The following is a 23,331-nucleotide window of genomic DNA, read 5'->3' as shown; positions in this document are numbered from 1 at the left end:
GCGCGGGCGGTGCGGTCAACGCCCATCGAGGGTGCCCTGCTGCTGTTGCGAGGAGCGCAGGAACTTGATCAGGAGGGGTTCGCGACGGCATTCGGTGCAACGTGAGCCGGGATCAGGTCGGCGGGCCCGGTCGATGAAGGTGTTCCACAGCGTGGTGCAGTTTTGGGACCGGTCGTTTCCGCGAGGGTGATCAAGCGGCGGCGAGGATGCCCTCTTCGACCGCGACCGCGAGCACGGCCGCTGACCGTGTGGTGAACCAGTCCAGCGGGTCACCGGGTCCGCGATAGGACCGCTCGGGGTCAAGACCGGCGTTGCTGAGGGCGTTCAGCGTCCGGGCGTGGGCATGCAGGTACAAGGTGAGCGACTGCTCGCTCACCTCCAGCCCGGCGGCGGCGATGAACTCGCGCACCTCCCGCTGATGGCGCTCCAGATACGCCTGGGTGTCGGGCAACAGGCCGATGTCGGCAAGGTTCACACGGCCCGGACCGTCCATCCACTCGTGCAGCGTCGGCAGTCTCACGTGATCATTCTCGGCCGCGGGGGCCCTGATCATGGTTCTGGCCAGGCAAAACTTTGACTATGCCCGCCATGGTCGGCCTGCGCGGGTATGTGCCAGGGATGGCCGGAGACCAGGAGTTGCACGGGCCCGGCCCCGAACGTGAACGGCTGCCGTGCCCGGACACATTGGAGACCTGCGACCAGTGCGGCGTGTTGATCACCGACGGGACCGAGCGGCACGGATCCGTGCCCGACTCCTCGGCGATCCACCCCACCCAGCCCGCATGGGACGGGCGGCGGATGGTGGTCGCCTGCTCACTCGACCACCTGCGGCGTTTGCACGCCCAAGCCAGGCCCTTCATCGACGCCGAACTGTGGGCCGGCAAACTCCTGCGCGCGCTGAAAGAGGCCAGGCGGGCCGACCAGATCGAGGTCTCGGTCGCCGAACTGCTCGACGCGGCCGGGCTCACCCCACAACAGATGCTCACCGCGGTGCGGTGGCTGGAACGGTACGACCACGACGGCTCTTAGCGACTTCGCGAGATCGTTCTCGGCGTCGAGGAGCCCGGGGCGCCGCGAGTTCGGCCGTCGACTCCGCCGTGCTCGCGGCCGCTGACTCCGGCCCCGGGCCCGGTAACCAGCCGGGCTTGACGAACATAGAAGGATCCCTAGGCGGGGCGGGGCGGGGCGGGGCGGGGCCCGAAACGCCAATGCGGGACGCGGACCGCGCGGATCGCGTCGCCGCCCAAGAAGAGGAGGCATCCTCTCCCGCCGTCTAACTCCCCTCGTGGCCCTTCTATACTTCGGAAAGCGGACTGACCCGCCGAGGAGCCTGCTCTATCGGTAAACCGTGACATCCGTCGCGTTAGCGCGTATCGCTTGCGTGACGCGCCTCCACAAGGAGGGGGGCATGCAAAGAATTGGCCCATGCGGACCAGTTGAGTCTCGGACGATGACCCGCCCGTCGCCGCATGCAACTTCAATACAGCCGTCATGGTTCAACTCTGCGCACCGGGACGACTTCCGGAATGTCAACGAGTCCAACTTTTCGTACGCTCCTGGCTCTGTGTGTGGTGGTGAATGACTGGTGGGCAGGCGCACGTGAACGCCATCTAGTGCACCCCGTGAACACGATGTAGGAGTCGTGTCCTCGGTTGATGGCACGGAGCGCTTCGACGTGCGAAGGGGCCTCGGTGGCGTTTTCGTCGCGGATGAGCAGGTTACGCAGCATGTCTGTGACGCGGTTTTGTCCTTCAGGAGATGTCTGTGTTTTCCCATGGCGTGACGTGGCTACGTGCCAGTGATCAACTGGGACCGGGAATGCTCCCACGGGTCACCTTTCGGTGGTCGCAGATAGCCCTGTATCCGCAGTACAGCGTCTACGATGTGGTTCGCCGGGGCGATGGGGTCATTCCATGATGTGAAGAACCACAACCGTTCGGCATCCTCTTGCCGAGAACGGCACGTGATCACATCACACAGGTGATGGCGGCAGCAGCCAAATTCGCTCGGATTAGCCACTTTGAGTCCCAAACCGGAAAGGTTGGTCTGGAACCCGCGTGCGGACAGATGCGTCCCCAGAGCGACGAGCCTGCACTCCGAGACACTCGGTTTCTCTGGGATGGTTGGCTCCGTCACGGCGCGTTCCACCGACGCCAGGCGCTTTTGGCATCAGCGAGACCAGTGGGGTTTGCCCTTCTATCGGCGGTCATGGGTCTTTTCGCCTCCTAGCGGCGTTCGCTCTGAAGGCCGTCCGGCGGCGCGAACGCCGGGCGGTCCGTCTTGTGTCTGCGCGGGTTCTCAAGCCAAACTCCGTCACACTCGCATACCAAGAGGGCCACTGGGGGAAAACAGAGATGTTTCCCCTAGGCAACATCAGGCTGGCGGAGGTGAGTGTCCCTCATGACCAACCGGTGACGCGCGACGCGCATAAGCTGCGCGCCTGAGGACCGAACGCGAACGGTGCGGTTGAGGCGTCCGGAGAATGGCCCGATTTCTGTACGACGCCGTAGATGAGCGCTAAATACCGGAATTGCCGTCGTTGACCATGGAATCGACCAACGCGAACTGGGCCGCATGCCGTTCGAGCCGTTCGAGCCGCTCGGCCCGCTGCGCCAGCCGCTTGGCCCGACGCCGCTGCTTGGCGTCCTTCTTCTTGCCCGCCACGCCCACCAGCCTGCACCGCCGCCGGCCGCGGACCAACAGGCGCGCCTGCCCCCAGACCGGGACCCGAGCGGCCCCCGAGATGGCCCGGACGGTGGTGGGCGACCTGCTGGCGACCGAATGCGCGGCGGATGAGGACGGCGGCTAAGCGGTTTGGGCGGTGGCGGGCGGCTCGGTCGGCGTGCGCCTGGTCATCCGGTGCGAAGTCTCGATCGCCGTGCCGGAGCCCCTCACCGGGCAGGTGATGGTCCGGGTCACTCCGGCAACGGCCTGGATCCCCTCGACGGTGATCCGTTCGAGTCCGTCGAGTGTGTCGGCTTCGACGAGACCTATGGCGTCGTAGGGGCCGACGACGGCGGAGACCGCAACGACGCCGTCGACGCGTGCGATCGCCGCTCGGTGAGCCAGTACTTCGCCGGTCCCGACTTGGATCAGGACGTATGCACGCACAATGCTCCTCCTGCTCGTTCGCAGGGGCCGTCAGCGGCGTGTTCCGCGGTCTTAAGGTGGGCTCCATCACCCCATAACGGCCATTGTCCTCTGGCGAGGGCTGCACGTCATCGATCCGGCTGCCAAAGGACACCCCCGATGGTGTCAAGCAAGGAAGATTATCCGGAGGTTCGTTCAGGCGATGTGAACCACTGTCCCGATCCACGTGACCAGGACGCCGCCCGCGCCCATGGCGGCGGCCCACCGCAGCGGGTTGGCGGCGAACGTCTGGGCGAGCGCCGCGCCAAGGCCCGCCAGCGCGCTGAGGGCCAACAAGACGGTGACCCAGGGCGGGCCGGGCAGGACCACGCCGAGCAGGATCGGGAGGCCGGCGCCGGTGAAGCTGGCCAGACCCGCCAGCATCATGGCCGCGCAGGAGCGCCGCAGGGCACGTTTCCCCAGCCGTGTGGTTGCGAGCTGCCCGCGGACGGTGAGATTCAGTTGACGGCCTGCCCTGACCAGCCTTCCACGGCGCTCGGCGTAGTCCGCGACGAACATGGTGAAAGCCGCGGTGACCAGTGCTGCGCAGCCGATGCGGCCAGCCAGCGACGCCGACGGCTCGGTCCCCTTGCCCAGCAGGGAAGCGGCGGCGAGGGTGAGCGCGCTGAGCAGCCCATCGGTGACGCCGAGCGTCACCGGCAGCATGTTCTCGCGCCACAGCCGCCGCACGAACTCGGTCAACGGCCCCGGGGAATTCTGTCCAGGAGGTATTTTCCGGCCACGATCTGGTCGATGCTGTGCACCACAGCGCCCGCCCGTTCGATGGCGCGGACGACGGCATCGACGGCGATGTCCTCGCCCTCGATCGCGACGTCGGTGCCCACGGTCTCGATGTCGATCTCGGTGACGCTGATGTTGACCGCGTCGACGCCCTCGACGGCCTCGATCGCCCTGACCAGATGGACCAGATCGGGCTCGGCGACGGTCTTGTCGACGTCCATCACGACCCGGCGGATCGGCATGTCCCACCAGCCCTCCGTACTTCAGGCCCGACTTGTCGGGTTCGTCGCGGTGCGCGCCTGACGGCATCAGCCGCTGGGCCCTCCATGCTGGCCCGGCCGCGATCGAGCCGAGCCGCGTCGTCCCTAGCGCGGTGTCCCTAGCGCGCCGTCCCTAGCGCGCAGTCCTGTCAACGATGCCCAGGCCATGGCTGAGGAGAGGATCAAAGTCATCTCATGGACGTTCCAATTCTGATGCGGGCCCCGCACCACACACCGACGCCGCCGACGACCAATCGGCACCCGGGCCCCCGTACCCCAGACGCCCCGACAAGGGATGACGGGCGCCGTCGCGAGCCCGAACTCCCGGTGACGGCGCGGCGCGCACCAGCCCCAACGCGCCCCTCGCCGCGTTGTGCCCGGTTCCTTGCGGCGTTGCCCATCGCTGTGCCCTCCCCCCGCGTTGCCGAGCAGGTGAACAGCATCCTGCCGGCCAGGTTCCAGGCCACTGAGCGCGCCGCCTCCCGGCTGACCGGCGCGGTTTCCTGGTCCTGGTCGCGCCTGCCACTCGATCACCTGGCCTTGTCGGCCACCTCCATGCCCGAGGCGTCAGCGTCGGCCAGGATCCGGTATGACACTGTGCCGGACGCACGCCGACGCCGTCTTCGGGGCGTCGTGAACGATCGCTCTGCTGAGGACCGGCCCGCCCCGCCGTGGCGCGACCAGCCACCGAGACCCGACCGCGGGACGCCGCGTCACCGACGTGCTCGCAGGTGGCCGGGCAGCGCGGTGCCCAGCGGCCCGCCAGACGCTGCGCAGCCAGTCCGCGGCGTCGGGTTGCGGGACTGGTTGCGGGAGGTCACTACCCGCTGAGCCGAGTTGCTGGCGGGCGCGGGCCAGCGCCACCACGCGAGCGTCGTCCAGGGCGATCACGGCTCCCGGCTCACCGGGCAGTGGCTCACCGGGCAGTGGCTCAAGGGTGCGGGCGTGGGACGGGCCGGACGCACCGGCGGCCGCCGCCTGCGTCCACCGCTGGACGGTATCGGGACTGATCCCGGCCACCTCGGCGGTCCGGCGGACCGGCACCTGCACCGCGCGGGCGCCCAGCACGGCCGTCCGCTCCTCAGCGGCTCGGCGGTCACCGCGAGCGGCCTCCAACTCCCGCACCGCGGCGGCGCGGTCGTCCTGGGCCGCGCCCGGGTCGTCGGGGTCGGGCGCGGGGGTGAGGGCGATCGCCTCGGCGTACTGGTCGGCGGTCATCCCGAGCGTGCCGCCGGGCTGGTCGGCGTTGAGTTGGCGCTGCCCGGCGACCCACACCCGGTAGAGGGCGCGGGCCCGTCCGGTGTCCTCGCCCAGCGCGTCGGCGACCTGCCGCCGGGACATCCCGGCCCGCACCGCCCCGTCGATGGTGGCCGGGCGGTCGTAGTACCGGGCGATCGCACGCCCGAAGGCCAGGACCGCGGCCCATTCCTCGGCGGTCAGCGGCTCGTCGTCCAGCACCCCGTACTCGTCCGGGTCGTACTCCTCGCGCGCACGCGGCCCCTCCACCGTCCGCACATTCAACGCGCGGCTGGTCAGCGCCTCGTACCGGCCGCGGATCTGCAGGAGGCTGTGGGGCACCTCATGTACCGATATCGGCACAGGGTCGGCCGGATCGGGGAGAGGCCGCCTCCAGGCACGGCGGAGTCGAATGGCGGCGACCGTGTTCATCTGGTGGTGACCGTGTTCATCACCCGCCGACCGGCGGGCAGGTCGGCGTCGGCCCGTTCCGCCTCGGCCACGGCTGACCTGCGTCATCTCAACGGCTCGCGGGTCGGACGCGCTGCCGGGCACGCCGTCTCGCACGGCTGACCGCCGTCATACGGTCCGCCCAAGTGACCGAACGATTCAGATTTGGACTAGCGGATAATCCATTTTTGGATCACGAAGTATCAGTGTTTGTTAACGTGCTGTTTGCGTGGCGTTCTCCTTTTTCTCCATATTCTACGGGCGCGACAACGGCCCGAACCCCCGTGAAGGATGGCCATGAAACGCCTGCTCGCCCGCCTTGCCCTGGTGCCTTTCGGCATCGCCGCCGTGATCGGACTGGTGGGCGTTGCCCAACAGCCCGCCTCCGCGGAGGACGAAATCACCGTCTACATTTACGGAGCCAACTTCCCGCACTACATTCTGGGAGAAGCGAACTTCCGGCCGGATGGCGGCGGCCAGATCACGACGCACGATCAGTGGTGCGACGGTGACAATGGAATCGTTGCGGCCGTCTACCGCAAGAATTACAACGAGTGGCAGCGGACCGCGCTCTCCCAGGCCGTCGGCTGCGGGTCCTTCGATTCCAGGCCAGGCTACTTGAGGCAGGGCGACTACTTCCGGCTCCGGGTGTGCAAGCTGCTGCCGGACAAGACCTGGAAAGACTGCGTCGACCGGTTCGGCTACAGCCATTAGTTCGCGCCTCCGCTGACTGGAACGCTCCACGACGACAAGGCGGCCCGTGAGATCACCGATCTCACGGGCCGGACCTGCCCTAAGACGGTAGAACGGTACGTCGCCGGGTATGGCGAGCCGATTCGGGCCGGGCAGGCATGAGATCGCCGACGTCACCTCCCGCGGCGAGCTGGTGAGGTTGTTCGAGCTGATCGCGGCGGAGTTCGCCGCCGAGGCCGAGCCGGGCGACGCCCCTGGTGATCGAGTACGAGCGGAACACCACCGAGTCCGCGCTCGCCGATCTCCTCGGGCCGCTGGCCGGAAGCGTCGCGGGCGTGAGCGGCGACGTCGAGCCGACCGACACGCTCACCCTCACCCTCCGCAAGCGGCGGCCACTGGCCAAGGACGACCTCGCGGGTGGCGGCGCATCCCCGTGACGACCCCGGTCATGATCGAGGAGTCAACGACCCAAGGCGGCGCTACTGCCGCCCCGGTCTCGGCGCCGGGGCGGCACGGCCCCCGATCATCGGGACTCCCGCCCGACGGCCCCGCCCGCGCTCCGGGGACGGCGCGGGGTCGGAGGCGTCGGCGAGGAAGGACACCTCGCGCAGGTCACCGAGCCCGGCCAGCGCGGCGAGCAGTTCGTCGACGTGGACGGCGAGCTGGCGGGCGGTGCCCGACGCGACGACGGCTTCGGCAAGGCGCAGGTCGCGCTGGATCACCCGCACCGGTTCAAGGCCGACGACGACCTCGCGCGGTGGATCAGCGCCCGGTCGGCCGCGACTGGATCCGGCCGGCGCTCGCGGGCCGGGGCGGCCGGGTAACCCGACGACGGACACGGCGGGGACCCTCCGCGAGCCGATGTGACACATAACGTTGCCGGGCCGCCTCCGCGGCAGACGGCGAGCTGGGTGTACGGAAGCCGCCAACGGATACGTCACCAAGCCGCAAACGAGACCTGTTCGCGTGATCGGTGCCTGCTCAGGTCGGGGTTCGGCGATGATTCGGCGTCATGGGCCGCACGGGTGGCGCGCTCTGCGAAGATCGGTTCCAGGAGGTGGGAGACCATGGCGCAGGAACCGGGGCAGAGCCCGAAGATCGACACCAGCGTGCCGCACTCGGCGCGGATCTGGGATTTCTGGCTGGGAGGCAAGGACAACTACCCGGTGGACCGCGAGGCCGGCGAAGCCGTGCTGCGGGTGCTGCCGGTGATCGCCACATCCGCTCGGCAGGACCGGGCGTTCCTGGGCCGCGCGGTGCGGTTCCTGGCCTCCCAGGGCATCCGCCAGTACCTGGACCTGGGCACCGGGCTGCCCACCGTCGACAACACCCACGAGGTCGCCCAGCGCGCCGCCCCGGAATCGCGGATCGTCTACGTCGACAACGACCCCCTGGTCCTCACCCACGCCCGCGTCCTGCTGACCAGCAGCCCGCGAGGGGCCTGCGACTACATCCAAGCCGACATCCGCACCACCGGCGCGGTCCTGGCCGCCGCCGCCGACACCCTGGACTTCGACGAGCCCGTCGCACTGATGCTGCTGGGCGTGCTCAACCACATCCTCGACGACGACCAGGCCCGGCGACTGGTCGCCGACCTGCTCGAGGGCCTGGCACCGGGCAGCTACCTGGTCATCTCCCACACCTGCGACGCCACCACCGACGAACTCGACGGCGAAGCCATGCGCCGCGCCGTCCAGGAGGTGATGGACCGCGGCGGCACCCCCATCCGCGCCCGTTCCCCCGAGCAGATCCAGTACCTGTTCAACCAAGCCCGCCTGCTCGAACCCGGCGTGGTGTCCTGCTCGCGGTGGCGGCCCGACCCCTCACCCGCGCCCCTACCCGAGGTCCCCCACTACAGCGGCGTCGCCATCCTCACCAGCACCCGCTAAAACCGCCACGGCCGGTGAAGCGGCCGGTGAAGCCGCGGCCGGTGAACTCCGCGCACGCCGCCGCGGATGCGAGGGCGACTACGCCCGCATCCGCCAGGACGCCAGCACCTTCGGCGCCACGTCGGCGAACAGCGGGCGTGGGCCGCCGTGCTGTGACGCGAGAGGCTCGCGGGCGGTATGTTCCACCTGCGATCAGGTGACACACGTGATCACTGAGCGCGCAGAAGACGGGGCGGCCGGGCGGGGGAGGAAGCGGTGGCTCGACAGGGGCGGACGGCGCTGCTGCTGGCCATCGCCCTGTTGATGTATCTGGTCCTGCCCAACCAGCTGGCGACATCCCCGGGCCGGGCCCATTCCGCGACCACGTCTCAGGCCGCGTCTCCAGCATCGGCCATTGCCGAGATCGAGGTCGCCGGTGGTGCTCCGGAGCGGCCGGTGGCCAGCTTCGACGATGTCACCATGCCGCCGCGCGGCCTGGTGCACGAACATCCCCCAGCCGACCGCGACGTGCCGTGGGTGACCAGCGCCGCTCTTCCCGGTCTGAGCCGCACCGCACCCAGCGGGCGGCTGGTGTGTGCCAGTGCTCGTGCCGTGGCGCGGCCAACGCTGACCTTGCTGCAGGTTCTTCGCTGCTGACGGGCGGCCGGTTGCGCGGCTCTGTGCCCACCGGGGCCAGGGGCGCGCACCTTCGCGTTCGTACCAGTCCGACGAACCCTCCGAAAGTTGATCATGCAGTCATGTAGTGAACTCTGCCGTGCCCGTGCCCGTGCCCGTGCCCGTGCCCGTGTCGATGGCGCGGGCGACCGTCCTGGCGGCCGGTCCTTCAACCAACGTGCCCGTACCCGGCCCACCGACCTGGAGGTGCGGTCGTGAACGTCGGGATCATCGGGCAGGCCGCGGGCCTGTTCGCCGTCACCAACATCGACGACATCCTGGTCCTGGCGCTGTTCTTCGCCCAGGGCGCCGGGATCAAGGGCGCGGCCCGCAACATCGCGATGGGCCAGTACCTGGGCTTCGCCGCGATCCTGGCGGTGGCGGTAGCGGCCGCGTTCGGCGCCACGTTCCTGCCCGAGGACGCCATCCCCTACCTCGGCCTGCTGCCGCTCGCGCTCGGCGTCAAGGCCGCCGTGCAGGCCTGGCGGCACCGCAACGACTCCGATGAGCAGAAAGAAGCCAAGGAGGGCGGCCCGAAGATCTTGGAGGTCGCCGCGGTCACCTTCGCCAACGGCGGCGACAACATCGGCGTCTACGTGCCGGTGTTCGCCACCGCCGGGCTGGGCGGCATGAGCGTCTACGTGGTGGTGTTCCTGATCCTGCTCGCGGTGTGGATCGCCGCCGGCCGCTACTTCGCCACCCGCCCCCTGATCGCCAAGGCACTCAGCCGCTGGGGCCACGTCCTGATGCCCGCCGTGCTCATTGGCATCGGACTGCTCATCCTCATCGAAGGCGGCGCGTTCGGCCTCTGACCCGACCTGCGGACGTCCCGTACGGACCGGCCCAGCGCTGGGCCGGTCCGTACGGGACGTCCGCGTCCTGCTCGCCGGGCCGGGCCAGCGCCCTGCGGAACTCACCTCTGCACCCAGGCCGACCTCGAAGACGCCGTCGGACACCCTCCCCACCAACTCCAGGTGACCACCGGGCCGGTCGACGGCGGGGGCGGTACTGGGGGGGCGGCGCGGCTCCGATCACTGGTGCTCCCGCCCGACGGTCCCGCCCGCACCCGGGGACGGTGCGGGGTCGGCGGGGTCGGCGGGGGCGGTGGGCGCGGGGGTGTCGGCGGGGAAGGACACCTCGCGCAGGTCGCGGAGCCCGGCCAGCGCGGCGATCAGTTCGTCGACGTGGACGGCGAGCTAGCGGGCGGTGCCCAGTGCGATGACGGCCTCGGCGGGCGCCTGCTGCCGCAGCGCGTCGAGGGTGTGCTCGATCGCGGTGAGCGCGGTGTGCACGTTCTGCTCCCGGTCGCGCACCACCAGGCCGTAGGTCTGCGCGGCGAGCGCGGCCGCGCGGGCGGCGGCCGGGTCGTTGGGGTGGGCCGGGCTCTTCTTCCCCTTGTTCCCATCGTTTCGCGATACATCCCCGGCCCCGTAAGGCTCAGTCGCCTACCGCGCTGGTACACGATCAGTATCCGGCCGGACAGTTTCACCGACAGTGATCAATCGGCAACGTAGAGGGAGCCTGAGGCGCGTGCGCCTGAATGTACGCGCGGACAACTGCAGAAGGAGCCGAACCCCCGATGATGCGGACCCCGATCGCAGCCGGCACGCTGGTCGTCGTCCTGGTGCTGGCGGGATGCTCCACCAGCCCCAAGGAACAATCCGAGCGTCTGCGCAAGGCGGCGGGGGTCACCGCATTCCGCCTCACCTGTACCCGTGACCTGTGGGAACGCACCGGCGGCTATCGCGACCGCATCCACCACGACGGGGACCCGGTGAAGGCACAGATCACCGACCAGGGCAACGGGATGGTGCTAGTCCAGATGACCGGCCCGCAACTCGTGGACCTGCTGAAGAAGCTGGATGCGGTGGCGCACCCAGAGAGGGGGTTCGGGCCTGCCGACCCTCTGGCGGTCCGCGTGTACAACGCGATCGCGCCCAAGGTGGACGCGATCAGCACCGCACCCGCTGCCGATGCCCAGATTCCCCAGGTCATCATCAACGACAACATCGGCCACCCCACCCCAACGCCAAGTCCGTCCCGCCCCTCCGGTCACCGCTGACGACGACCTCCTGCCACGCAGGGCGGCGAGCCACCGAACGCGGCGGGCGCTCGGGTGTTCACCGCCACTCAGGATGAGGATGAGGTCTGAACCGCATCGTCTCGGTGGTTCGTCTCGGCGGGGCGGGGCTGACGGTCAGACCAGGGTGGTGGCGAGTTGCTTGGCGGTGGGCCGGTCGGCGGGATCGGCGGCCTGGCAGGCGCGGACGAGGTCCTCGAATGCGGGGAACGGCCAGGGCCTGACGGCCATAGGGGTGCGGCGGAGCGCGGCGATGTCGGCCAGCTGCCCGGCGCGACCCGCGGCCGGATCGCGGTAGGAGATGGGCGGGGTGCGGGTCCAGGACCACCACAGCGACGCGCCAAGTGACCACACGTCGGCGGGCTGGGTGACCACCACGTGCTCGTCGGAGGCGAGGATCGCTTCGGCGATCTCAGGGGCGGTGGTGTGGGCCAGGCCGCCGCGGTGAACGTAGAACGGGACGGCGGCGGATGCTTCGGCGGGCCCCTGCGCGCAGGCCAGATCGATCAGGTGCGTGACCTGCCCGCTGAACGGTGGCCCCTCATAGATGACGTGGTCGGGCTGCAGATCGCCGTGGGCCCAGCCGGCGGCGTGCAGTTCGGCGAGCTGCACGGCGGCGTCGGCGGCCAGGGCGAGCATGCGGTCACGGCTGGCGGGACTCTCGTCGCCGCGGTGGGCGCCCTCCAGGGCGTCCCACAGGGTGGTGCCGTCAAGCCACCGCAACCTCAGCCAGGACCGGCCGTCCCGGTCGGCGTCCTCCCAGCCGTGGCCCTGGTAGAACTCGGTGCCCAGCAGCCGCAGGATCTGTCCTTCACGCCCGGCCATCAACCCGCTGGTGATCTTCAACGCGGTGTCGGCGATGCGGTAGACGGTCGTGCCGCGCCGATCGTGCAGCAGCGCGGGTGCGAGGTCGCCCAACCTGAGGCGGGTGATGAGGGGATCCACGAACGAGGCCCTTTCGCAGCGGCGGCACCGGAGTGACCAGTGTGCCGTGCGCGGGCCGGGCATGGCGCATGTCCACACCGGCCGCGGACGTCGGTGGTTCGGCGTACGGTGACGGCGTCGCCGGTGGAAGCGCGCGAGCTGCCGTCCCATCGGGGTTGTGCGCAGTGCGGAGTCGACGGTCGGCGAGAGCGAGGGGCGCATCGTGGTTGTTGCAGGGTTGCGAGTGGACGCGGGCACCCGGCAGCGGCAGGGCGGCGGGTTGGCGGAGGTCACCGACTGCCTGTGGGCCAAGGACTGCCAGAGTTGCGGGCAGCCGCTGGCCGACGGGAACCGGGCACCGGCTCTGGCGGTCGACGACATGGGCGAGTTCGCGCTGGCGAGCCTGCACCACGACCGGTGCCGGCGGTCGGGGTGGAACGACTCGGGGCACGTCAGTGGAGCGCCGTCGTCGATGCCGACGCTGAGCAACGCCAGCCAGATGCTGGTGTTGTCGTTTCCCGGCCGTCCCGGCCAGTGGGCGATGATGGTCACCAACCCCGCCCTGGAGGCGATCCCGATCCGCCCAGCCGGTGACGGCTGGGCGGTGAGCCTGCGGCCCCTTACCGACGTCGGTCTCAAGGCCGCAGAGCTGGAGATCGGGGCCGCGGCCGCCGTCCCGGGCGCGACCGCCGCCGCGGGCGCCGGATCGGCCACCGTGACGATGACGGTGCTGCCCTTCGATTCCTACACCGCCCCGGCCGGAGCCCCCGAGCTGCGGCTGGCCCGCGAGCAGGGCGGCCTGGTCTGGGGTGTCTCCTACGCACTGCACCCGGCAAACCTCACCGACGCGGCGATGGGAGCGGAGATGAAGTCCGGACGCCTGATCGCCGGGTGGGTTGCCCTGGGCCGCGACTGAGCCCGCCACCGACCTGATCATCAACGTGATCACCGCCGTCGGGCAAGCCCAACTCGACCTGCACAACTGACCGCCGGAGGGATCGCCGCTGCCGAAGCCGAAGGCCGCTGTAGATAACAGCGAAGACCCCCGCCGGCCCCACGTCGGGGCCGCCGGGGGTCGCGCGCGAGGCGGCTGTCAGGCGGCGGGCTGTGCGTCGGGGACCGCGGTCCAGTGGGTGACGGTGATGTCGTCGAGCGGGATGCCGAGGTCGGCGTAGATCTTGGTGTGCATGCGGCCGAACCAGGCGTCGCGCCGCTCGGCGAAGAACTCGGCGTCGAACCAGGCGACGCCGAGGATGACGGTGCCGCCACCGGCAGAGTTGCCCGGCTCGGGTTCGAGCCAGGTGCATTCCCAGTCCCACAGCATCTGCTCTTCGGGGCGCGAGCGCAGCCGCTCGTCGGAGGCGCGCAGCGCCTCGATGCACGCCTGGGCGGTCTCGGCGTTGGGGCAGTAGTAGGAGCAGTCGGACTTGGCGATCGGGACCTTCCCGGCCAGCCGAACCGGGTCGGCGTCCGACCCGGTCAGCACCCGGACCCGGGTGACCGGGCCCTGCCCCTGCGGGTCGTGGGTGCTCAGGCTCTCGGCCTGTTCCAGCAGATTCATCATCGGAGGTGCTCTCCTTCCATCGTGGGGCGGCTACCAGGCCGTCCCGCTGATCGGATCGAGGATCGGTACGGAACCGTCCCTGGTATCGGCGGCGCCGGGCGCGACGTAGCGGATGTTGAGGCCGATGCGGACGTGCGGGCTGGTGTTGGCGCCCGAGCGGTGCAGCAACGCCACGTCGAAGGCGATCGCGTTGCCCGCCGCGACAGGGACGGGGACGGCGCCCTCCCCCAGCCCGCGTTCGCCGAGTACGGCTTGGCCGGCGCGCCCGCGCCGCCCGCCGTGGTTGTCCTCCAGTTCGTAGGGCAGGTAGCCGAGCGCGTGCGAGCCGGGGACGATCTGCAGGCAGCCATTGGCGACGGTGGCGTCGGTGAGGGCGAGCCAGGCCGACACCGACCGGGCGGGGTCCAGGTGGATGCGCCGGTCGATACCGTCCTGGTGCCAGGGCACCTCGAACACCGCGCCCGGCCATTTGAGGACCAGGAAGGTGTTCTCGATCGCCACGTCCTCGCCGAGCACGCCGCGGACGATGTCCAGCAGCGCGCACGCCGCCGACCGCGCCCACTCCTGGTCCCGGTGCGGGTTCCTGACGACCTCGGTCCGGTCGGTGGCGTGCTCGGCCTCCAGCCGCGCCGCCAGGTCCCGGGCCGTCGCCGCGTCCGCCCACCACAGCGGGTACGTCGCGCCCTGAGAACGCAGATCCTGCACGGCCCAGCCAGCCGAGATATCCGGCTGTGCGGTCTCCGGTGGCGTGTTCGACATGCCCTTTACTGTGAGCGGCGGCTCACCGAAGGTGAAGGCACGTCACGTATCGGTGCCGCGACTGCGGTGCGTGAGGGTGATACGCCGCATAGCGCAATGGCACCCGCTGCAGGTGCCGGTGCGCATTCGCTCAGCGGATCGCCTGCGAGGTGCCCAGGATCGCGGCGAGCTTGCGGTACCGCGAGGTGGTGGTGTTGGCACGGCCCGCACGGCGGGCGATCACATCGGGCAGTGCCTGGTGGCGGGCCCAGTCGGGGTGGGCGGTGCACACCTCCAAAAGGGTGTCCAGGGAGTCGTCGAAGCGTTTGGTGTCGCACTGGGCGAGTGCGACGTCCAGCATCAGCCGGTTACGCGCGGCCGGGGTGAGCACGCTCTGGTCGCCGATGGCGGCGTAGGTCTCCAGCGCCTTGGCGGGCCGCCCGGTCGACACCTGGATGCCGACGGCCTGGGCCTGCACGGTCGCGGGCCCGAACGCGGTCCCGTTGACCGACACGTCCCGGCCCATCCGGGCGGCGACCGCGTGTCCCTGCGACAGCAGATCATCGGCCAGCGCGATGTTGCCGTCGCGGGCGGCGACCACCGCAGCGAACGTGACGTGCCACCCGTAGGTGGCCAGCAGCGGCAGGTCCCGATCGCCGTAGCGGGGCTCGATCATCCGGTAGGACCGCTCGGCGGTCGCCGACGCCTGGTCCAGCCGGGCGTCGCGCAGGTAGATCCAGGACCTGCCCGAGGCGACCATCGCAGCGCGCACGTCGTCGCCGGCCAGGTCGGCCTGCTCGGCAGCGTGCCCGATCGCGGCGTAGGCCAGGTCGCGGGCGCCGAACTGGTTGGCGACATAGGATGCCAGCCGGTAGGCGTCGGTCATCACCACGAACATCGCGGCCTGCCGCCCGTCCGGGGCGGCGCGCTGCGCGGCGGCGTTGTGCCAGATGGCGATCGCGGCGAGGGCGCCCGCCGTCGCGAACTGGCCGCTGCGGTACCGGTCCCACGCGGCCGCAAGGCCCCCAGCCGCGCCCGGCTCCGGTTCAACGTCGGTCCCGACCCCGGCGGCGGTGTCGTGCACGGCGCGCGACAGCTCGCGCAGCATCGCGCGGTCGTCGCGGCGCATCGCCCGCCGTGGTTCCTGCTGCCCGAGCACCACCGACACGTCGGTGTGCAGCGCGGCCGAGATCCGCAGCAGCGACGGCAGCCCGACGCCCAGGTCGCGTTCGGCCTTGCGGATGGTCGCCACCGACAGCCCGGCGGCCTCGGCGAGGCGTTCCTGGGTCAGGCCCGGCCCGCGCAGGATCTTGATCCGCTCACCGGTCGTGTAGTCACTCCACCGAGCCATGATCGTCAGCCTCTCGTGCTGCCCGCCACTGAAGAATCCCAGCCCGCAAGCGCCATGCCTTCATCGATGTCGTCGCCCAGACCGTCGGCCGCGCCGAGCCGCTCGGCGGCGTCGGCGTCGGCCAGGGCGCGGTAGACCGAGGCGACCGAGGGGTTCTTGCCCGCGTTCGCGCCGGTCTTGATGGTGAGCTTCTGGGCGATGTCGGGGACGGCGACGCCCTTGGCGCGCAGCGCCAGCGCGAAGATGAGCATGTCCTCATCGATCACCTTGGGGCGGCCGCCGTGGTTGCCCCGGGCGGCCGCAGCCTGCTGGCCTTCCAGGGTCTTGTCGCGGATGTAGTCGCGGTCGAGCTGCGCGGCCACCGCTAGCACGGCGAACAGCATCGCGCCCAGCCCGTTCGGATCGTAGATCCCGGTCAACGGCCCCGACAGCAACTCCAGCTGGATCCTGGCCCCCTGCAGCCCGGCCGCGAGCGTCATCAGCTCGGCGGCGTTGCGGGCGGGCCGCTTGAGCTCGTGCACGGTGAAGATGACGCTCTGCCCGGGCGCGGCCGACTTGATGTCCCGGCACAACCCCAGCGCCGCCTCCAGCTCCGGCCGCACCCTGACCCGGGTGGAGATCTTCTCGGAGAAGATCCGGCTGCAGCCCGCCGCGCGCAGCGCGAGCACCTGGCTGTCGAGCTCCTGCCCCTTGGTGGAACAGCGCGCGTACCCGATCCGGATCGGCTCGGCCGCCGGGCCCGGGTCGGCGGCCGCCACCGGCGGCAGCGCCTGCCACGGCCGCCCCGGGAACCGCCCGCCGGGAACCGGCACCTCCAGCAGCTCACGCAACGCCGGCACCAGAATGAATCGCGCGGTGTGATACTTGGCGGCGACCTTCCCGCCACGTGTACGGCACGGCGAGGGCGCCATCACCTCACACGTCGGGCAGTCATGACGTTCAACAGCATCGGCGGCCTGGTCCGGTGTGAGCTCCACCCCGCCAGTCTCGCAGAACCCCTTCGCACAACCATCATGTTCTGCGAGACATTCCGAGAACGACCACCTGCGGCGACGCGACCACTCGCAAGGCGGTCGGCCGCCTCTCACAACCGCGTTCATTTCTGCGAGCCGACCGACCAGGGGCCGATCGAGATCACGGCCACACCGCACCGCCGCCCTACCGCTTGCGCTTCTTCTTTCGCTTCTTGTTGGTGTTCGTGGTCGCCGACGACTGGCGGCCCTGTTCCCGCGTGGACATGGTCAGCTCCGCCCTCCCTGACCAGCCACGCCAACGCGCGGGCGACCCGCTGTACGCCCGCTACGCGGGCTTCGCCGACCTCGACGCCCTGATCTACGTCCGCGTCCACCTCGCCCGGAACTTCCCGGCCGCGACCATCCGCGACTTCCACCCCGGCGAGTACTACAACGCCGAACCCGACAGCCTGGTCATCCTCGGCGCCCCCGACCGCAACACCGCCTACGCCGAGTTCGGCCCCCACCTGCCTTACCGCTTCACCCCGCCGCCGGAGCCGGCCATCGCCTTCCCCAGCCACGGCGACCTCCGCCTGGCCCCCCTGTGGGCGCCGGAGGGCGAACTGCTCGCGGACCTCACCGTCATCACCCGCCTGATCCTCGACCAGGGCACCACCGTGATCCTCCTCGGCGGCTGCCTGACCCTCGGCGTCCTCGGCGCCGCCAAATGTCTGCTGAACGGCGAACGCGGCTGGCGCAACACCGCCTACCTCGACGACCTCACCCGCGGCGGCGACCTCATCGCCGTCACCGCCACCCGCAAGATCGGCGGTATCACCGACACCCCCGACCTGACCGCCGTCGAACCGCTGCTGCTGCTCACCCGCGACATCGCGGGCGGCTTCACCACCCGCCTGGACAACACCGCCCGCTACGCAGGCCGGTGACCGTCGTCAGCCGCGCGCGCCGTGGTGACGGCATGGTGTGCGTGATCTTCTGGGAGGGCTCGGTGAGTAGGCGGCGGAGGTGCCCGCTGACAGCCGGCCCGGCGTCGTCCAGGCGCGGCGGCGCGCCCTGCGGGCACTGGTGACGGTGGATGAGATGGGCGAGCGGCTCGCCTAGTCTCCAGCTGGGGTCTTCGGGGGCACCATGGTGGGGTGGCGGTTGACGGCGGGAGGCGGGCGGCGCGGCAGCTCGCCGGACAGGCTGACCAGGTTGGGCGAGTATCGGGGCGGGAGCCCTGGCGCGAGTTTCTGCGGTGGGCGAGCCGGGGCCGCCTAGGACAACGGCGCGGCTGGCCGATCGTGCCCGAGCTGGAGACGCCGTGGCAGGACACGGTTTCGGCTGAGCGGCCCGGATGGCGCCAGCGCGCCGCCCGCCTGGAGGATGAGGCCGAGTTCGTGTTCGCGGTCGATTACCAGGTCTGCCGCCGGTGCCAGCGGGGCTGGGTCGAACAGCCCTACACGCTGCTGGAGTACCAGCGGTGCGGGCTGGCCAGCGCCGGGCTGGCCGCGCTCCGGCAAGAGCAGCCGGGCCTGGCCTGGCACACCCTCGGTGGGCACTTCGCCGAGTCGAAGGCGTTCTGGGACGTGGTCGGCGTTGGCGTGCCCGGTGGTTACCGGCAGCACCCGCCGTGTGCGCACATCGGCTGAGATCTGCCGCTCCGCCTTCACCCGCGCCGAGCTCGGCACCGGGCTCGGCCCTTCCACGACCCCGCTCGCAAGGTGCCGGCCGGGGATGCCGACATGCCCGTGCCGGTCAGGTGGTCGGGCGGCGGGCGGCGGGCGGTGACGCTGGTGCAGGGCTCGTCCTGGGTGTCGGGGGTCACCTGGTATCCGGCACCGGTGAGGACCTGGATGAGCGCGTTTAGTTCGGCGTCGAGGTCGATGCCGGTCATCATGCCGACCAGGGAGATGAGGACGTCGCCGCCGGGGTTGCTGTCGAGGGAGAAGCCCAGGGCGTGGCGGCCGGTCGCTTGCGCCGCGTCCAGGGTCTTGCGGAGGTCGACGGTGCGGGACAGGTGCTCGATCTCGCCGTGGATCTCCTCGACATGGGCGGGCTGGTCGAGGATGAGGGCGAACTGGGTCATGGCCGGCCAGACCAGCGGTGAGCCGTCGTCCAGGTCGGGGTCGGCGGTGACGGCGCCGGCGAGACCGGGGACGCGCTCGGCGAGCCGGTCGAGAGGGCAGACGCGGATCCAGCAGTCCTCGACGTCCTCCTGCAGGAGGTGCTCGACACGCGGATCGCTCGCGACCGTGTGGACCCAGTCCCAGCCGCCCTCCAGGTAGTTGGCGAGGTTCAACCCGAGGTCGGGATTGTCCTGGTCCACGCGGTGCTGCCCGATGGTGTTCTCGCGCGACGGGCGCCTCGGCGAGTCGGTGGATTCCGGAGGCCATCGTGGCGGCGCTAGCCGGGTCGAGCGGACACGGATGCGCTACGGACACGGACGGCTTTCGCTGTCCGGCGGTCCAACCCGAAAGCGACCTGGACTTCAGCCGCCCACTCCGGATGAGCCCGCCGGAATCCTCCGCCGTACACGGCCCCTGTGGCGCGATCACTGTGACATGTCGTGACCGCCCCGCCCCAGTCCGAATCCCTCTCGCGCGGCGAACGTTTCCAGCGGAACGATCGCCATTGAAATTTCAACTGTTTATTCGATTATCGGTGATCAGATGGAAATCTGCATGCCAGTCCGTTGAAAACATCCAGGTAAAGAAGAGTTAAAAATCAGTGATTGACTGTTTCGAATTCGATAGTTACGCTCCCTTCACGCCTCCGGAACCATGCCCCGCCAGTGGCGCCGCTGATTGAAGCCATATTTCCGGGCATCCGCCTCTTCGATCCCCGAAGAAAGCGCCCATTCCCAGCGAAGAGGAATCCCATGCGTAAAGGCATCGCGGTTTCCGCTGCGGCAGCGGCCGCAGCAGCCCTGACCGCCGCGTCGGCCGCCCCCGCGGCCGCGTCCACGCCTCTGCTCGTACCTGGCCCCAATGGCGTCACGGTCGAAATCGCCACCGTCAACGGCTCCGGCTGTCCGATCGGCACCGCCGCGGTCGCCATCTCGGCCGACAAGGAAGCCTTCACCGTCACCTACAGCGACTATATGGCCCAGGCCGGCGGTTCGACCAAGCCCACCGACTTCCGTAAGAACTGCCAGATCGCCATGAGGGTCCACGTTCCGCAAGGCTTCACCTACGCCATCTCGCAGACCGACTACCGCGGATACGCCAACCTGGCCAAGGGTGCCAAGGGCACCCAGAAAGCCAGCTACTACTTCCAGGGCAACTCCCAGACCGGCGCGATCACGCACTCACTCCCGGGCCCGCTGGACGACAATTGGCAGTTTACCGACAAAGTGCCGGTCGCCCAGCTCATCTGGAAGAAGTGCGGCGAGGAACGCAACTTCAACATCAACACCGAGTTGCGTGTCGACAAGGATACTTCGGACGCGTCCAAGACCAGCTTCATCGCCATGGACTCCACCGACGGCACCATCAAGACGACCTACCACTTCGCCTGGAAGAAGTGCTAGCAACCCCATAACCCCCTCCCGGAAGGAGAACGATCCATGCGTAATGGGATGACAATTTCGGCTGCCTGCCTGTCGGGCCTGGCACTGACCGCGGGCCTGGCGCCATCGGCGTCGGCCGCGGCGGACCCGCCGCCCCCCGGCAACATCACCATGAACGTGCTCACGGTGAACGGCTCCGGCTGCCGCGCCGGGACCGCCGCTGTGGCCCCGTCCAGCGATAACACCGCCTTCACCGTCACCTACAGCGACTACCTGGCCCAGGCAGGCGGGAACTCCAACCCGACCGACATGCGTAAGAACTGCCAGCTCAGCCTGGCCGTCCACATCCCGCAGGGCTTCACCTACGCGATCGCCAGCGCCGACTACCGCGGCTACGCCAACCTGGCCAGCGGCGCCACCGGCCTAGAGCAGGCCAGCTACTACCACCAGGGCATGTCCCAGACCACGCCCATCGGCCACACGATCAAGGGCAGGTACTCCAACAACTGGCAGTTCACCGACCGCACGGACTTGGCCGAACTGGTCTGGAAGCCCTGCGGCGAGGACCGCAACTTCAACATCAACACCGAGCTCCGCGTGACCCCCGGCTCCGACAAGTCCAAGACCAGCTTCATGGCCTTCGACTCGGCCGACGGCAGCGTCAAGACCATCTACCACTTCGCCTGGAAGAAGTGCCCCGCACGCTGACCCGGGGAACATCGGGCCGCGCCCCGCCAACACGCGCCGCGCGGCCCGTCTTCCCCACCGCAGGCAAGGTCCCCCCGCCTAGAACGCGGGAGTACTTTGCCTCCCGTCGAGGCCGAAGCCGTCGCGCATCGGCGCGGTGACCCAAGCGGCATACTCCTGCCCGCTCCGGCCACGCGCCCGAACCGCTGGTGGGAAGGATCGCTGAACATCGACACGATCCACGTCGACCAGCCCGAGTCGCACGCCTGGAACGTCGCCGAGCCGCGGTGGGGCTCCCGGTTCCGGTCCGGCGGCCCGGGGAATTGGCCCGACACCGGCCAGTGGGAGGAGGGGTTCGACATGACCGAGGCCGACGAGGTTTACGCCGAGGTCAACCCCTACGCCGACCCCAAGTAGCGGTTCTCGCGGTTGCGGCGGGTCGTGCGCTGTGCCGGGTCATCGTACCGACGTACCGCTTCTCCGCGATGCTCACGACCTTAGAGGCCACTACCACTACGTCCCCGTCCTTCAGCTCGGTGCCGGTGCGGGTGAGAACGTCGGTGATGGTGCCCGCCAGGTCGTCGCCTGGCTGGAGTTCGGGGAAGGGCTCCAAGGCGAAGGCGGAGAAGCCGGAGGTCGGGGCGGCGGTCATCGGCGGGCTCTCAGTTGGTTGCGCGGGGGGGACCAAGGCCGAGCACCGCGCCGACATCGAGCTGGTGGGCGCGGCTGTCATGAGCGATGCCTGGGCGAGCTGTTCAGGGACCTTGCCGAGGCTGTCGCCCGGCATCGGCGCTCCTAGCTTCAGCAGTTCTGGGCCGATGTGAGGAACTCATGCGCGCCTCGTAGGCGGGTGGTGAGTTCTTTCTGCGTGCGTGTCCCGTCGAGGCGGATGTCCAGCGCGCCTGGCCTTGCTGAGTCGGCGCGGCGGCCAGGCCGTAGCAGGCCCGGGTCGATTCCGTCGCGGCGGGCGAGGAGAACGCCGAGTTCATGTCGGCTGACCGCGTCCACTCCGGCGAGATGGACGGTCCCGGCAATGTCGGTGGCGGTGATCTCCAGGAGGGCAGCTGCGAGGTCGTCGGCGTGGACCGGGCAGCGGATGTCGTCGACGAACAGTTCACCCTCGCGCTGCCCGGTCGCGAGATCGCGGACGAGGGTCTCGTGTTTGGAGTCCCCGTCTCCGATGATCAGGGAGGTGCGGGCGATGACCGCTGAGGGGGTGAGCGCGCGGATCGCCGTTTCGGCGGCGGCCTTCGCAGCGCCGTAGGGGGTGACGGGGTCGGGGAGGGCGTCCTCGTCGTAGTGAACGTCGCTGCCGGAGAAGACGGCGTCACTGGAGACGTGCACCAGGCGGCACTCGTGGTCGCCGATCATGGCGGCCAGGCGGGCGGCTCCGTCGGCTGTGGTGGCCCAGTCGGCTGCCCGGACCGCAACGTTGATCACGACCGACGGGCGTGCGGCGGTGAGGGCGGCGGCGATCTGGTCGGGGACGCGCAGGTCGACGGGCAGCCAGTGGACGGAGGCGTCGCCGGGGCGGCTGGCGTAGGTGGCCGCCACGGTGTGTCCGGCCGCGACCGCTTGCCGGACGACGCGGCGGCCCAGGTGACCGTTTCCGCCCACGATCAGGATGCTCATGGGCGGAAACGCTAAGGCCATCACGCTGGGCGGGGAGGGTTCTCCTGGAGATTGAGCAGGCGCAGCAGCCGGGTCAGCGCGGGAACCGCCGCGCTCTTCACCACGATGTCGCCTTTCCTCGCACCCTCAATCGGGTAGGACCGGAATTCGCCGTTCTCGATCAGGCCCTCGGGATCGACGTAGAAGATCTTCAGGCCGCGTTCCCTGGCGCGGGCCTGGACGGCGCGCCGGTCGGCGTGCAGGCCGATGACCAGCAGGGCGCGGGCCTGCTGTGGCGTCGGTACGGGTGGGATCTTCTGGTCGTACCACCGGACGAACGCCTCGTCCAAGCTGACTCGGGCGGGGAGCGCGTCGAAGTTGTGGGTGATGATCGGGCCGATGAGGTGCCCGGCGTCCCGGAGACGGCGCAGCGCGTGGTGGGCGGGTGTCGGCTCGGCCTGGAAGCACTCGCGGTACATGCGGACCAGGTCGGCGGCCTTGCCCTCGGCGTCCAGGAGCAGCTCGCGGATCAGCGGGTCCTCGCCCGGGTCCAGGATGAACCGGTAGGTCTGGCCGAGGGCGTTGTCGGCGCGGTCGGTCACCCGGTACACCTCGTGCCTGGCCGTGCCGGAGCTGTCGCCGGACCTGCGGTTCCTCGACACCGGCGCGGCGGGTCCGACCGAGGCGGAGATCGAGGAGGCCTTCGCCGCCGCCGGGTTCGAACCCGCCCCCCGTCCTCCAGCGGCGCAGCACAGTCTCTCGGCAGAGGAGGTGGAGGCCACCTTGGCCGCACAGGGCACGCCCGACACCCCACCACAGGGACAGACCGAGTAGGCGCGAAACAGGTGAGGCGGCTCGGC

31 protein-coding genes are annotated in these 23,331 nt (G+C 70.0%); 14 read left to right on the top strand and 17 right to left on the bottom strand.

What is annotated here, in order from left to right; genetic code table 11:
- Positions 1-190: 190 nt before the first annotated feature.
- Positions 191-520 (bottom strand): hypothetical protein, encoded by a 330-nt coding sequence (locus tag FXF65_RS38290; protein ID WP_148355150.1) that lies wholly within the window; start codon positions 518-520, stop codon positions 191-193.
- Positions 521-579: 59 nt separating this feature from the next.
- Between FXF65_RS38290 and FXF65_RS38285 the strand changes: the two genes are divergently transcribed.
- Positions 580-1,029, top strand: coding sequence for a hypothetical protein (locus tag FXF65_RS38285; protein WP_148355148.1), 450 nt, complete (start codon positions 580-582; stop codon positions 1,027-1,029).
- A 306-nt stretch (positions 1,030-1,335) separates the two neighbouring features.
- Here the strand turns inward: FXF65_RS38285 and FXF65_RS38280 are convergent, their stop codons facing one another.
- The 6 genes from FXF65_RS38280 to FXF65_RS38260 form a co-directional block, all read right to left on the bottom strand.
- Entirely contained in the window at positions 1,336-1,776 is a 441-nt protein-coding gene (locus tag FXF65_RS38280; RefSeq protein ID WP_148355147.1) for a DUF397 domain-containing protein, read from the bottom strand.
- A gap of 741 nt (positions 1,777-2,517) precedes the next feature.
- Entirely contained in the window at positions 2,518-2,664 is a 147-nt protein-coding gene (locus FXF65_RS44225) for a hypothetical protein (RefSeq protein WP_187412750.1), read from the bottom strand.
- 141 nt (positions 2,665-2,805) lie between these two features.
- Positions 2,806-3,111, bottom strand: coding sequence for an Lrp/AsnC ligand binding domain-containing protein (locus tag FXF65_RS38275; protein WP_222868964.1), 306 nt, complete (start codon positions 3,109-3,111; stop codon positions 2,806-2,808).
- 174 nt (positions 3,112-3,285) lie between these two features.
- Positions 3,286-3,831 carry a hypothetical protein gene (locus tag FXF65_RS38270; protein ID WP_222868963.1) on the bottom strand — a complete coding sequence of 182 codons (546 nt, stop codon included), beginning with the start codon at positions 3,829-3,831 and terminating at the stop codon, positions 3,286-3,288.
- Complete coding sequence (locus FXF65_RS38265) at positions 3,828-4,112, bottom strand: DUF211 domain-containing protein (protein ID WP_148355143.1); 285 nt, start codon at positions 4,110-4,112, stop codon at positions 3,828-3,830. The genes FXF65_RS38270 and FXF65_RS38265 overlap by 4 nt, the downstream gene beginning before the upstream one ends.
- Before the next feature lie 585 nt (positions 4,113-4,697).
- Positions 4,698-5,708, bottom strand: a complete 1,011-nt coding sequence (locus FXF65_RS38260; protein ID WP_148355140.1) for a hypothetical protein — start codon at positions 5,706-5,708, stop codon at positions 4,698-4,700.
- Between the two features lie 405 nt (positions 5,709-6,113).
- Between FXF65_RS38260 and FXF65_RS38255 the strand changes: the two genes are divergently transcribed.
- Both FXF65_RS38255 and FXF65_RS38250 read left to right on the top strand, forming a co-directional pair.
- A complete protein-coding gene (locus FXF65_RS38255) occupies positions 6,114-6,530 on the top strand; it encodes a hypothetical protein (RefSeq protein ID WP_148355138.1) in 417 nt (138 codons plus the stop codon).
- A 236-nt stretch (positions 6,531-6,766) separates the two neighbouring features.
- Entirely contained in the window at positions 6,767-6,946 is a 180-nt protein-coding gene (locus tag FXF65_RS38250) for a hypothetical protein (RefSeq protein WP_148355136.1), read from the top strand.
- A 42-nt stretch (positions 6,947-6,988) separates the two neighbouring features.
- Here FXF65_RS38250 and FXF65_RS38245 read toward each other — a convergent pair whose 3' ends face one another.
- On the bottom strand, positions 6,989-7,237 hold the full coding sequence (locus FXF65_RS38245) for a hypothetical protein (RefSeq protein WP_148355135.1): 249 nt from the start codon (positions 7,235-7,237) through the stop codon (positions 6,989-6,991).
- A gap of 339 nt (positions 7,238-7,576) precedes the next feature.
- On the opposite strand from FXF65_RS38245, the gene FXF65_RS38240 reads away from it, so the two are divergent.
- The 4 genes from FXF65_RS38240 to FXF65_RS38225 all read left to right on the top strand — a co-directional run bounded on the left by FXF65_RS38240 (position 7,577) and on the right by FXF65_RS38225 (position 11,114).
- Positions 7,577-8,398, top strand: coding sequence for an SAM-dependent methyltransferase (locus FXF65_RS38240; protein ID WP_148355133.1), 822 nt, complete (start codon positions 7,577-7,579; stop codon positions 8,396-8,398).
- Between the two features lie 255 nt (positions 8,399-8,653).
- The gene (locus FXF65_RS38235; RefSeq protein WP_148355131.1) at positions 8,654-9,034 is read left to right on the top strand and encodes a hypothetical protein; all 381 of its coding nucleotides are present in this window, start codon (positions 8,654-8,656) and stop codon (positions 9,032-9,034) included.
- A gap of 233 nt (positions 9,035-9,267) precedes the next feature.
- The gene (locus FXF65_RS38230; RefSeq protein ID WP_148355129.1) at positions 9,268-9,864 is read left to right on the top strand and encodes a cadmium resistance transporter; all 597 of its coding nucleotides are present in this window, start codon (positions 9,268-9,270) and stop codon (positions 9,862-9,864) included.
- Between the two features lie 767 nt (positions 9,865-10,631).
- Positions 10,632-11,114 (top strand): hypothetical protein, encoded by a 483-nt coding sequence (locus FXF65_RS38225; RefSeq protein ID WP_148355127.1) that lies wholly within the window; start codon positions 10,632-10,634, stop codon positions 11,112-11,114.
- 135 nt (positions 11,115-11,249) lie between these two features.
- Here the strand turns inward: FXF65_RS38225 and FXF65_RS38220 are convergent, their stop codons facing one another.
- On the bottom strand, positions 11,250-12,077 hold the full coding sequence (locus FXF65_RS38220; RefSeq protein WP_187412749.1) for a protein kinase domain-containing protein: 828 nt from the start codon (positions 12,075-12,077) through the stop codon (positions 11,250-11,252).
- Between the two features lie 157 nt (positions 12,078-12,234).
- Between FXF65_RS38220 and FXF65_RS38215 the strand changes: the two genes are divergently transcribed.
- Positions 12,235-12,972, top strand: coding sequence for a hypothetical protein (locus FXF65_RS38215; RefSeq protein ID WP_187412748.1), 738 nt, complete (start codon positions 12,235-12,237; stop codon positions 12,970-12,972).
- Between the two features lie 177 nt (positions 12,973-13,149).
- Here the strand turns inward: FXF65_RS38215 and FXF65_RS38210 are convergent, their stop codons facing one another.
- The 4 genes from FXF65_RS38210 to FXF65_RS38195 all read right to left on the bottom strand — a co-directional run bounded on the left by FXF65_RS38210 (position 13,150) and on the right by FXF65_RS38195 (position 16,686).
- Positions 13,150-13,620 (bottom strand): hypothetical protein, encoded by a 471-nt coding sequence (locus FXF65_RS38210; protein WP_222868962.1) that lies wholly within the window; start codon positions 13,618-13,620, stop codon positions 13,150-13,152.
- A gap of 30 nt (positions 13,621-13,650) precedes the next feature.
- On the bottom strand, positions 13,651-14,379 hold the full coding sequence (locus FXF65_RS38205; RefSeq protein ID WP_148355122.1) for a phytanoyl-CoA dioxygenase family protein: 729 nt from the start codon (positions 14,377-14,379) through the stop codon (positions 13,651-13,653).
- Positions 14,380-14,509: 130 nt separating this feature from the next.
- Positions 14,510-15,709, bottom strand: coding sequence for a helix-turn-helix domain-containing protein (locus tag FXF65_RS38200; RefSeq protein WP_148355120.1), 1,200 nt, complete (start codon positions 15,707-15,709; stop codon positions 14,510-14,512).
- Between the two features lie 5 nt (positions 15,710-15,714).
- Positions 15,715-16,686 (bottom strand): recombinase family protein, encoded by a 972-nt coding sequence (locus FXF65_RS38195; protein WP_246199366.1) that lies wholly within the window; start codon positions 16,684-16,686, stop codon positions 15,715-15,717.
- A gap of 209 nt (positions 16,687-16,895) precedes the next feature.
- Between FXF65_RS38195 and FXF65_RS38190 the strand changes: the two genes are divergently transcribed.
- Both FXF65_RS38190 and FXF65_RS44935 read left to right on the top strand, forming a co-directional pair.
- Positions 16,896-17,609, top strand: a complete 714-nt coding sequence (locus FXF65_RS38190; RefSeq protein ID WP_148355118.1) for a hypothetical protein — start codon at positions 16,896-16,898, stop codon at positions 17,607-17,609.
- Between the two features lie 210 nt (positions 17,610-17,819).
- Positions 17,820-18,314, top strand: coding sequence for a hypothetical protein (locus FXF65_RS44935; RefSeq protein ID WP_222868961.1), 495 nt, complete (start codon positions 17,820-17,822; stop codon positions 18,312-18,314).
- Between the two features lie 17 nt (positions 18,315-18,331).
- Here the strand turns inward: FXF65_RS44935 and FXF65_RS38180 are convergent, their stop codons facing one another.
- Entirely contained in the window at positions 18,332-18,991 is a 660-nt protein-coding gene (locus tag FXF65_RS38180) for a hypothetical protein (RefSeq protein WP_148355116.1), read from the bottom strand.
- Positions 18,992-19,543: 552 nt separating this feature from the next.
- On the opposite strand from FXF65_RS38180, the gene FXF65_RS38175 reads away from it, so the two are divergent.
- The 3 genes from FXF65_RS38175 to FXF65_RS38165 all read left to right on the top strand — a co-directional run bounded on the left by FXF65_RS38175 (position 19,544) and on the right by FXF65_RS38165 (position 21,277).
- Entirely contained in the window at positions 19,544-20,194 is a 651-nt protein-coding gene (locus tag FXF65_RS38175; RefSeq protein WP_148355114.1) for a DUF4360 domain-containing protein, read from the top strand.
- Between the two features lie 48 nt (positions 20,195-20,242).
- Complete coding sequence (locus FXF65_RS38170; RefSeq protein ID WP_246199365.1) at positions 20,243-20,881, top strand: DUF4360 domain-containing protein; 639 nt, start codon at positions 20,243-20,245, stop codon at positions 20,879-20,881.
- Positions 20,882-20,977: 96 nt separating this feature from the next.
- Positions 20,978-21,277: a hypothetical protein gene (locus tag FXF65_RS38165; RefSeq protein ID WP_148355110.1), complete on the top strand. Its 300-nt coding sequence runs from the start codon at positions 20,978-20,980 to the stop codon at positions 21,275-21,277.
- Here the strand turns inward: FXF65_RS38165 and FXF65_RS38160 are convergent.
- From FXF65_RS38160 to FXF65_RS38150, 3 genes are all read right to left on the bottom strand, one after another.
- On the bottom strand, positions 21,252-21,512 hold the full coding sequence (locus FXF65_RS38160) for a coenzyme F420-0:L-glutamate ligase (protein ID WP_222868960.1): 261 nt from the start codon (positions 21,510-21,512) through the stop codon (positions 21,252-21,254). The two genes, FXF65_RS38165 and FXF65_RS38160, sit on opposite strands and share 26 nt — an antisense overlap.
- A gap of 149 nt (positions 21,513-21,661) precedes the next feature.
- Positions 21,662-22,492 carry an SDR family oxidoreductase gene (locus FXF65_RS38155; RefSeq protein ID WP_148355108.1) on the bottom strand — a complete coding sequence of 277 codons (831 nt, stop codon included), beginning with the start codon at positions 22,490-22,492 and terminating at the stop codon, positions 21,662-21,664.
- Positions 22,493-22,512: 20 nt separating this feature from the next.
- A complete protein-coding gene (locus tag FXF65_RS38150) occupies positions 22,513-23,073 on the bottom strand; it encodes a hypothetical protein (protein WP_148355106.1) in 561 nt (186 codons plus the stop codon).
- On the opposite strand from FXF65_RS38150, the gene FXF65_RS38145 reads away from it, so the two are divergent.
- Complete coding sequence (locus FXF65_RS38145) at positions 23,054-23,305, top strand: hypothetical protein (protein ID WP_148355105.1); 252 nt, start codon at positions 23,054-23,056, stop codon at positions 23,303-23,305. The two genes, FXF65_RS38150 and FXF65_RS38145, sit on opposite strands and share 20 nt — an antisense overlap.
- The last annotated feature ends 26 nt before the right edge of the window (positions 23,306-23,331 follow it).

This window comes from Actinomadura syzygii (assembly GCF_008085905.1).
Classification (GTDB): Bacteria; Actinomycetota; Actinomycetes; order Streptosporangiales; family Streptosporangiaceae; genus Spirillospora; species Spirillospora syzygii.
This window is presented reverse-complemented; position numbering and strand designations above follow the sequence as displayed.

Coding starts and splice junctions, on each gene's coding strand:
- FXF65_RS38285 (WP_148355148.1), top strand. CDS start 580: ATGCCCGCCATGGTCGGCCTGCGCGGGTATGTGCCAGGGATGGCCGGA.
- FXF65_RS38280 (WP_148355147.1), bottom strand. CDS start 1,776: ATGGGAAAACACAGACATCTCCTGAAGGACAAAACCGCGTCACAGACA.
- FXF65_RS38265 (WP_148355143.1), bottom strand. CDS start 4,112: ATGCCGATCCGCCGGGTCGTGATGGACGTCGACAAGACCGTCGCCGAG.
- FXF65_RS38255 (WP_148355138.1), top strand. CDS start 6,114: ATGAAACGCCTGCTCGCCCGCCTTGCCCTGGTGCCTTTCGGCATCGCC.
- FXF65_RS38240 (WP_148355133.1), top strand. CDS start 7,577: ATGGCGCAGGAACCGGGGCAGAGCCCGAAGATCGACACCAGCGTGCCG.
- FXF65_RS38225 (WP_148355127.1), top strand. CDS start 10,632: ATGATGCGGACCCCGATCGCAGCCGGCACGCTGGTCGTCGTCCTGGTG.
- FXF65_RS38210 (WP_222868962.1), bottom strand. CDS start 13,620: ATGATGAATCTGCTGGAACAGGCCGAGAGCCTGAGCACCCACGACCCG.
- FXF65_RS38205 (WP_148355122.1), bottom strand. CDS start 14,379: ATGTCGAACACGCCACCGGAGACCGCACAGCCGGATATCTCGGCTGGC.
- FXF65_RS38200 (WP_148355120.1), bottom strand. CDS start 15,709: ATGGCTCGGTGGAGTGACTACACGACCGGTGAGCGGATCAAGATCCTG.
- FXF65_RS38175 (WP_148355114.1), top strand. CDS start 19,544: ATGCGTAAAGGCATCGCGGTTTCCGCTGCGGCAGCGGCCGCAGCAGCC.
- FXF65_RS38170 (WP_246199365.1), top strand. CDS start 20,243: ATGACAATTTCGGCTGCCTGCCTGTCGGGCCTGGCACTGACCGCGGGC.
- FXF65_RS38160 (WP_222868960.1), bottom strand. CDS start 21,512: ATGACCGCCGCCCCGACCTCCGGCTTCTCCGCCTTCGCCTTGGAGCCC.
- FXF65_RS38155 (WP_148355108.1), bottom strand. CDS start 22,492: ATGAGCATCCTGATCGTGGGCGGAAACGGTCACCTGGGCCGCCGCGTC.